This window comes from Streptomyces sp. NPDC048370, assembly GCF_043200825.1.
In the GTDB taxonomy this organism is placed as follows: Bacteria; Actinomycetota; Actinomycetes; order Streptomycetales; family Streptomycetaceae; genus Streptomyces.
Genome location: NZ_JBICYI010000030.1, coordinates 1 through 9,769 on the forward strand (window position 1 = coordinate 1; position 9,769 = coordinate 9,769).

Consider the following 9,769-nt stretch of genomic DNA (forward strand, 5'->3'; position numbering starts at 1 on the left):
ACCGACCTAGGCCTCACCAACACAAACCACCCCCTCCTCGGCGCAGCCATGGCCATCGCCGACCGCGACGAATACGTCTTCACGAGCCGCCTCTCGCCCCACACCCACCCCTGGCTCACCGACCACTCGGTTGCGGACACGGTGCTTCTGCCCGGGACCGCCTTCGTGGAGCTGGCTGTTCGGGCTGCTCAGCATGTCGGTGCGGGCGGGGTCGAGGAGTTGACGCTTGCGGCGCCGCTGGTCCTGCCGGAGCGCGGCGGGATTCAGGTCCAGGTCGTGGTCGGTGATGCCGACGAGTCCGGCCGCCGGACCCTTCAGGTGCACTCACGCCCCGACGCGGATGGCGACGACAGCCGCCCCTGGACCACCCACGCCACCGGCGTACTCACCACCGACAACGCGCCCACGAACACACACGACCTCATGGTGTGGCCGCCCGCCGATGCCGTAGAGGTGATGCTCGACGGGGTGTACGAGCGCCTGGCCGAGCAGGAGTACGGCTACGGTCCCGCGTTCCAGGGCCTCCGCCGTGCGTGGAAGGGCGCGAACGAAGGCGAGCTGTTCGCCGAGGTCGCCCTCGCCGACGAGCAGCGCGCCGATGCCGGCCTCTTCAGCCTCCACCCCGTGCTGCTGGATTCCTCCCTGCACGCACTCCTGCCGGGTGTCGTGGACGAGAGCAGGGACGCTGCTCTGCCGTTCACCTGGTCGGGTGTGAACGTGTCCGCCGTGGGTGCCTCGCTGCTGCGCGTACGGCTGACGCAGACCGGGCCGGAATCGGTGGCCCTGGACCTCGCCGACGCGACCGGCGCACCGGTCGCCACCGTCGAGTCCATGGCGTACAGGCCCCTGTCCAAGGACGCCCTCCGCTCGGCCGGATCGGCCGCCCGCGACGGCCTGTACCGGGTGGGCTGGACCAGCATTCCGGAGCCGACCAACGCCGTCGAAGGTCTCGACTGGGCAGTGGTGGGCGACGGTCTGTCGCCGGCGAGCCAGGCGTACACGGACCTGAGCGGTCTGATCGCGGCGATGGATGCCGGGACGGCCGTTCCGGCCGCCGCCGTTGTCCCGCTCGTGTCGCATCCGACGACAGTGCTGCCTGGGGACGTACCCGGTGCGGCTCACGCCGTTCTGAACGAGCTCTTGGAGCTGGTGCAGGGCTGGTTGGCGGAGGAACGGTTCGCCGACTCCCGGCTGGTCGTCGTGACGTCGGGCGCCGTGGCGGCCGGTGCTGACGAGGACGTACCGGACCTGGCCCACGCGGGCGTATGGGGTCTGCTGCGCGCCACCCAGACCGAACACCCTGACCGCATCGCACTGTTGGACATCGACGACGCCGACGACGCGGAGTTGCTGCCGCGCTGGATCGCGGCCGCCCTCGCGTCCGGCGAACCCCAGCTGGCGGTACGAGCAGGTGCACTCCGCGTACCCCGCCTCGCCCGGACCAGCCCCGTGTCGACCCCGGCCCCGGCCTCGCAGGCTCCGGACTGGAGCGCCGGCACCGTCCTGGTGACGGGCGCGACGGGCGCACTCGGAGGCGTACTGGCACGCCACCTGGTCACCGAGCACGGCGCGCGCCATCTCCTGCTACTCAGCCGACGCGGACAGGACGCCCCCGGCGCGACCGAACTCCGCGACGAACTCACCACCCTGGGCGCCGCCGACGTCGACATCGTCGCCTGCGACGCAGCGGACCGCGACGCACTCGCGGCCGTATTGAACGCCATTCCGACCGACCGCCCCCTGACCGCCGTAGTCCACACCGCAGGCGTCCTCAATGACGCTCTCGTCACCTCCCTCACGCCAGGGCACCTGGAGCAGGTACTCCGGGCAAAGGTCGATGCTGCGTGGAACCTGCACGACCTCACCCGCGAGCAGAACCTCACCGCCTTCGTCCTCTACTCCTCCCTCGCCGGCCTCGTCGGCACAGCAGGCCAGGCCAACTACGCGGCGGGCAACACCTTCCTCGACGCCCTCGCCCACCACCGCCACGCCCAAGGCCTCCCCGCGACATCCCTGGCATGGGGCCTGTGGGAGCAGACCAGCGACATCACCGACGGACTCGCCGACGTCGACCTCAAACGCATGGCACGCGCAGGCATACGCCCGCTCACCTCCACCCACGCCATGGACCTCTTCGACGCCGCCCACACCACAGGCGACGCGCTGCTTGCCGCGACCGGCATCGACACCGCCGCCCTGCGCGCCCAAGCCGGCACCGCCCTGCCGCTCTTCCGTGGCCTGGTGCCCGCTGCACCTCGCCGCGCCGGAACCGCTGCGGCTGCCGGTGCGGGCGGTGGCTCGTCGCTCGCGGACCGGCTGGCAGGACTCTCCGTAACCGAGCGGGAGAAGGCACTCGTCGACCTGGTGCGGACGCACGTGGCATCGGTCCTCGGCCACGCCGATCACACGGCCATCGACGCCGACCGCGCGTTCCAGGAACTCGGCTTCGACTCCCTCACCGCCGTCGAACTCCGCAACCAGCTCAACACCGCCACCGGCCTCCGCCTGCCCACGACCCTCGTCTTCGACTACCCCTCGCCGGCCGCGCTGGCCGCCCATCTCGAAGTGGAGGTCTCCGGCACGGCGGCGGCCAAGGCCGTCGTCGAGACGAGGACGACCTCGACCGACGAAGCGATCGCCATCGTCGGCATGGCCTGCCACTACCCCGGCGGAGTGTCCTCTCCGGAAGACCTGTGGCGACTCGTCGCCGAGGGCACGGACGCCATCACCGAGTTCCCCTCCAACCGTGGCTGGGACCTGGACGGCATCTACGATCCGGACCCCGAGCGGGTCGGCACGACGTACGCGCGTGAAGGCGGGTTCCTGCACGACGCGGACCAGTTCGACCCGGAGTTCTTCGGGATGTCGCCGCGCGAAGCGACCGCCACCGACCCCCAGCAGCGACTCCTCCTGGAGACCGCGTGGGAGACCTTCGAGAACGCGGGGGTGCTTCCTTCCACGCTGCGTGGCAGCCGTACGGGCGTGTTCACCGGCGTCATGTACCACGACTACGGCTCGCGCGTGCAGACCGTCCCCCAGGAACTCGCAGGCTTCCTGGCCAGCGGCAACGCGGGCAGTGTGGCCTCGGGCCGCCTGTCCTACACCTTCGGCCTCGAAGGCCCGGCGGTCACGGTCGACACGGCCTGCTCGTCGTCGCTGGTCGCCCTCCACATGGCGGCGAACGCACTGCGCACCGGGGAGTGCGACCTCGCGCTCGCCGGCGGTGTGACCGTCATGTCGACGCCGCTCTCCTTCGTGGAGTTCTCGCGCCAGCGTGGCCTGGCTCCGGACGGCCGGTGCAAGCCGTTCGCCGCCGGCGCCGACGGCACCGGCTGGTCGGAGGGCGTCGGCCTGCTGCTGGTGGAGCGCCTGTCGGACGCCCGCAAGAACGGCCACAAGGTCCTCGCCGTCGTACGCGGCTCGGCCGTGAACCAGGACGGCGCGTCGAACGGCCTGACCGCACCGAACGGGCCGTCGCAAGAGCGGGTCATCCGCCAGGCCCTGGCCAACTCCGGCCTCACCACCGCCGACGTCGACGCCGTCGAAGCCCACGGCACCGGCACCCGCCTCGGCGACCCCATCGAAGCCCAGGCACTCCTGGCGACCTACGGCCAAGAGCGGCCGGAAGACCGCCCGCTGTACCTGGGCTCCCTCAAGTCCAACATCGGCCACACCCAGGCCGCCGCAGGCGTGGGAAGCATCATCAAGATGGTGCAGGCGATGCGGCACGGCGTGCTGCCGAAGACCCTGCACGTGGATGCACCGACAGGGCACGTCGACTGGTCCGCCGGCGAGGTCGCCCTGCTCACCGAGCAGAGGGAATGGCAGGCCGACGGCCGCGTCCGACGCGCCGGCATCTCCTCCTTCGGCATCAGCGGCACCAACGCCCACGTGATCATCGAGGAGCCGGAGGAAGTCACCAAGGAGGCCACGGAGGAGCCCGCGAACACCGCTCCGACTGCGCCGCCGGTGGTGGTGGTCCCGTGGGTGCTGTCGGGCAAGACCCCGGCAGCCCTGGAGGCCCAGGCGGGCCGACTGCTGGCGTACGCCGAGACCACGAAGCCGGATCCGGCGAATGTGGCCTGGACCCTGACCGCAGAGCGATCCCTGCTCGACCACCGCGCCGTCATCACCGGCCGCGACCAAGACCAGCTCCTCACCGGCCTGCGCGCACTCGCCAACGGCCAGACCGGGCCTGGCGTGGCCCGCGGCACACGGACGGGAGGCAAAACCGCCTTCGTCTTCACCGGCCAAGGCGCACAGCGCATCAACATGGGCCTGGAGCTGTACGAGGCCTTCCCGGCCTACGCCGCCGCCTTCGACGAGGTCACCGCAGCACTCGCCCCCCACCTGGACCGGCCGCTGCGCGAGGTCATCGCCTCGGGCGCGGGCCTGGACGACACGGGCTGGACGCAGCCGGCGCTCTTCGCCACCGAGGTCGCCCTCTACCGACTCGTTTCGTCTTGGGGCATCACCGCAGACCTGGTCGCCGGGCACTCCATCGGCGAACTCACCGCCGCCCACATCGCCGGCATCCTCAACCTCGACGACGCAGCGAAGCTCGTGACGGCCCGAGCCCGCCTCATGCAAGCCCTGCCTACAGGCGGAGCCATGGCAGCCATCCAGGCAACCGAAGACGAGATCACCCCGCTCCTGACAGACGGGGCAGCGATCGCGGCGATCAACAGCCCCACGTCCCTGGTCATTTCAGGCGACGAGGATGCCGTCGCAAGCATTGCCAGTGCGATGGAAGAGCAGGGCAGGAAGACCAAGCGGCTCACCGTCTCCCACGCCTTCCACTCCCCTCACATCGACCCCATGCTCGACGAGTTCCACACCATCGCCGCCCAACTCACCTACAACGAACCGCAGATACCCATCGTCTCCACGCTCACGGGTCAGCAGGCAACGGGCGACGACCTGCGCACCGCCCAGTACTGGACCGACCAGGTCCGAGGAGCAGTCCGCTTCGCCGACGCCACCACCACCCTCACCAACCTCGGCACCACCACCATCGTCGAAGCGGGACCCGACGGAGTCCTCTCCGCCATGGTCCAAAACACCACCGAGAACGTCACCACCATCCCCCTCCTCCGCCGCGACCGCCCGGAAGCGGACACACTCGTCGCCGCACTCGCCCAGATCCACACCCACACCACCACCCCCGTGGACTGGCAGAACTACCTCACCAACACCGGCGCCAAGCAGGTCGACCTGCCCACCTACGCCTTCCAGCACCAGCGCTACTGGCTCGAATCGGCACACACGGCAACCGACGCAACCGGTCTCGGCCTCACCGACACCGGCCACCCTCTCCTCGGAGGAACAGCCACCCTCGCCGGATCCGACGAAACCCTCTTCACGAGCCACGTCTCCCTCCACACCCACCCCTGGCTCACCGACCACACCATCGACGGAACGACGGTCCTCTCCGCCGGAGCGCTCGTGGAACTGGCGATCCGGGCCGGCGACGAGGTCAAGGCCACCGTGCTCGACGAGCTCGAACTCGCGGCCCCCCTCACCATCCCGGCCCAAGGCGGCGTACAGCTCCAGGTCCGCGTCGGCACCCCCGACATGACGACGAACAGCCGCTCCCTCACCGTCCACGCCCGACCCGACGACACCCCCGACGCCCCCTGGACCCTCCACGCCCAAGGCCGCATCGGCGTGGGTGACAGCGAGGACGCCCGGACCATGCCGCGCGAACTCGCGGGACCTGAAACACAGTTGATCGACCTGGCGCAGGAGCGTTCCGGCGATGCTTCGCGATTCGGCCTGCACCCGACACTGCTGAACGCGGCCCTCGCCGGCCACGAACTCCCCGACCGGGACGGACACATCTGGATCCCGTCCACCTGGCAGGGCGTACGCCTGCACGCCACCGGCGCCACAGCCGTACGAACCCACCTCACCCCCACCGGAGCCGACGACCACGGCACGGACACGACCGTCTCCATCGTCCTCACCGACCAGACCGGCCAGCCCGTCCTCACCATCGACGAACTCACCTACCGCGCCACCCCCGTAGAGGAGTTCGCCGTCGGCGCTTCGGGCAGCGCAGCCCTCGACCTGTTCGAGGTCCGATGGGTCCCGACCGTGCTGCCACAGCCGGCCACTCCGCCCACCTGGGGTGTCCTCAGCTACGACAACGCCCCCGAGCAGGCCGCCTACGCGCGCGCCGAGCACTACGCAGACGTCGAAGCCGTCGCCAAGGCAGTCGAGACCGGCACCCGACTCGACGCCGTACTACTCCCCTGGAGCCCCACCACCAGCGACACGGACCTCGCGTCCCGTATCCAGCGGACACAGGCCCTGACACAGGAGTGGATGGCGGACGAGCGCCTGGCCGGAACCCGGCTGGTCGTGCTCACCAACGGCGCCGCATCGACGACCGACACCGACACAGAAACCGCAGACCTCGCCGGCAGCGCCGTCTGGGGACTCCTGCGCTCGGCCCAGTCCGAGAACCCCGGCCGGATCGTCCTCGCCGACCTCGACGACGACGCGGCCTCGCTGCAGGCGCTGTTCGCGCTGACCGACGGAGAGGAGGGGCAGGCCGCGATCCGCGAGGGGAGCGTCTTCGTCCCCCGCCTGCAACGCCTCGTACCCGAGACCGCCTCCGTGGCGCCGGCAGCCGCCGCCCCCTCGTGGAGCGCCGACCCGAACGGAACGGTCCTCATCACCGGCGGCACCGGATCCCTCGGCGCCCTCTTCGCCCGCCACCTCGTCACCCACCACGGCATCAAACACCTCCTCCTCACCAGCCGAAGCGGACCCAACGCCCCCGGCGCCACCCAACTCCACAACGAACTCACCACCCTCGGCGCCACCCACATCACCATCACCGCCACCGACACAGCAGACCGCAACGCCATCACCACCACCCTCGACACCATCCCCACCGACCACCCCCTCACCGCCGTCATCCACATCTCGCAGGAGCAGCAGGAGCCGCAGCAGCAGCTCGACGCGGCACGCCACCTGCATGAGCTCACCCGCGAGATCAGCACAGTGTCCGAATTCGTCCTCCTCTCCACCCTCGCCGGCAGCACCACCGCCATCGAAGGCTCGGACGGAACCGACGGCACCGTCGACAGCAGCCACGCACTCGCCAATGGATACCTCGACGCCCTCGCCGAGCACCGCGCCGCGCAAGGCCTGCCCGCGACCTCCATCGCCTGGGGCCCGTGGAACGTCACCGACACGGCCACGGCCGCAGCCGCAGCCGCAGCCGAGAACTCCGGCGGCAGCCAAGCAGCCGCCGACGGCTTCCGCCCGGTGTCGGAGGCCGAGGGTACGGTCCTGTTCGAGGCCGCTCTCGGCGCCCGGCGTACCGCAGTGGTGGCCGCGCCGCTGGACCTGGCGGCCGTACGCGGCCTGAGCCGTACGCCCGAGCTCCTGCGCGGACTCGTCGCGGGCCCGGGGCGCCGCCGCCACGCGGCGCAGTCCGGTACGGGCACCGGTGCCGGCGCCCCGGGTGTGCTGGCGCAGCGGTTGGCCGGTCTCTCCGACGAGGAGCGCCAGGCCCATGTGCTGGAAGCGGTCCGCACGGAGGTGGCGTTCGTCCTCGGGCACGCCGACAGTCTGGCGATCGAGCCCGACCGGGCGTTCCAGGAGCTCGGCTTCGACTCACTCACCGCGGTCGAACTCCGCAACCGCCTCAACGCGATGGCGGGGACCGCGCTCCCGGCGACGCTCGTCTTCGACCATCCGACACCGGCCGCGCTCGCCGGCTACGTGCTGAAGCGTGTCCTGCCCGACGAAGCCTCCCAGCAGCCGGTCCTCGCGGAGCTGGCGCAGCTGGAGGCAGCGGTCACCGGGCTCTCGGCTCCTTCGTGGGGCGACCTGGACCACGCGGCCATCACCGTCCGACTGCAGACCCTGCTGGCGAAGGTCCAGGAGACGCAGGAGACGGCTGGAGCGGCGACTGAGGGCACGGACGACGCGGAGAGCCGGATCGCATCGGCGACCGCGGACGAGATCTTCGCCCTCATCGACTCGGAATTCGGCACCTCACAGTGATCACCCTCGTCACGCGACGACGCGCCCATCTCGACTCTCGACCCTCCAAGGAGAACTGAGGCTCCGCATGTCCACTCCCAATGAAGAGAAGATGCTCGAGTACCTCAAGAGGGTGACCGCCGATCTGCAGAAGGCGCGTCAGCGGGTCACGGAACTCGAGGCCGGCAAGGAGGAACCTGTCGCGATCGTCGGCATGGCCTGCCGGTTCCCGGGCGGGGTGTCGTCGCCCGACAGCCTGTGGCAGCTCGTCGTCGACGAGGTCGACGCCATCACGGAGCTGCCCACCAACCGTGGCTGGGACATCGAGAAGCTGTACGACCCCGACCCGGACAAGCCCGGTACGTCGTACAGCCGTGAGGCCGGCTTCCTCGACGGGGCCGACCTGTTCGACGCGGGCTTCTTCGGGATCTCGCCGCGCGAGGCGCTCGCGATGGACCCGCAGCAGCGTCTCCTCCTTGAGACCGCGTGGGAGACCCTGGAGAACGCGGGTATCGACCCCGACACCCTGAGGGGCAGCCGTACGGGTGTCTTCGCGGGGGTCGTGGAGCAGAGCTACCTGGGGCTCGACGGGCCCGAGGAGTTCGAGGGCTACCTCATGACGAGCAAGCTCGGCAGTGTGGCATCGGGCCGGGTCTCCTACTCGTTCGGCTTCGAGGGGCCGGCGGTCTCGATCGACACCGCCTGCTCGTCGTCGCTGGTCGCCATGCACCTGGCCGTGCAGTCGATCCGGCAGGGCGAGTCGACCATGGCCCTGGCGGGCGGTGTGACCGTGTCCGGGTCGCCGTCAGGCCTGGTCGACTTCGCACGGCAGCGTGGTCTCGCCGCCGACGGCCGCTGCAAGTCCTTCGCGGCCGCCGCCGACGGGACCAGCTGGTCGGAGGGTGTCGGCCTCGTCCTCCTGGAGCGCCTGTCGGACGCGCGGAAGAACGGCCACAAGGTCCTCGCCGTCGTACGCGGCTCGGCCGTGAACCAGGACGGCGCGTCGAACGGCCTGACCGCACCGAACGGCCCCTCCCAGGAGCGCGTGATCCGCCAGGCCCTGGCCAACGCGCGTCTGAACGTGGCGGACGTGGACGCCGTCGAGGCCCACGGCACGGGCACCCGCCTCGGCGACCCGATCGAGGCGCAGGCACTGCTGGCGACGTACGGCCAGGGCCGCCCGGAGGGACGGCCGCTTTACCTGGGATCGTTCAAGTCGAACATCGGGCACTCCGTCGCCGCCGCCGGTGTCGGCGGTGTGATCAAGATGGTGCAGGCGATGCGGCACGGCGTGCTGCCGAAGACGCTGCACGTCGACGAGCCGACACCGTTCGTGGAGTGGGAGTCGGGCGCCGTCGAGCTGCTGACCGAGGCCAGGCCCTGGCCGGACAGCGGCGGCCCGCGCCGCGCCGGCATCTCGGCGTTCGGGGTCAGCGGCACCAACGCCCACGTGATCATCGAGGAGGTCTCCGAGGAGGCCGTTGCCCCGACCGCTGAGCCGGTGGTTCCGGTACCGGTGGTGCCGTGGGTGCTGTCGGGCAAGACCCCGGCGGCGCTGGAGGCGCAGGCGGGCCGACTGCTGGCGTACGCGGAGAGCACGACGTCCTCCGAGCCGGTGGACGTGGCCTGGACCCTGGCCACGGGCAGGGCTGCGTTGGACCACCGCGCGGTCGTCACCGGCCGCGACCGCGAGCAGCTTCTGACCGGCCTGCGCGCGCTGGCCAACGGCCAGACCGGGCCTGGTGTGGTTCGCGGCACGCGGACGGGC

The 9,769-nt window shown here is 70.9% G+C and carries 1 protein-coding gene and 1 pseudogene; both read left to right on the forward strand.

All coding sequences use genetic code 11. The annotated features are described in order from the left end of the window. A partial coding sequence (locus ACGFYP_RS34550; protein WP_393502063.1) for a type I polyketide synthase occupies positions 1-8,022 on the forward strand: 8,022 nt, incomplete at its 5' end. 79 nt (positions 8,023-8,101) lie between these two features. Beyond that, positions 8,102-9,769, forward strand: a pseudogene (locus ACGFYP_RS34555) (type I polyketide synthase); the annotation flags it as partial.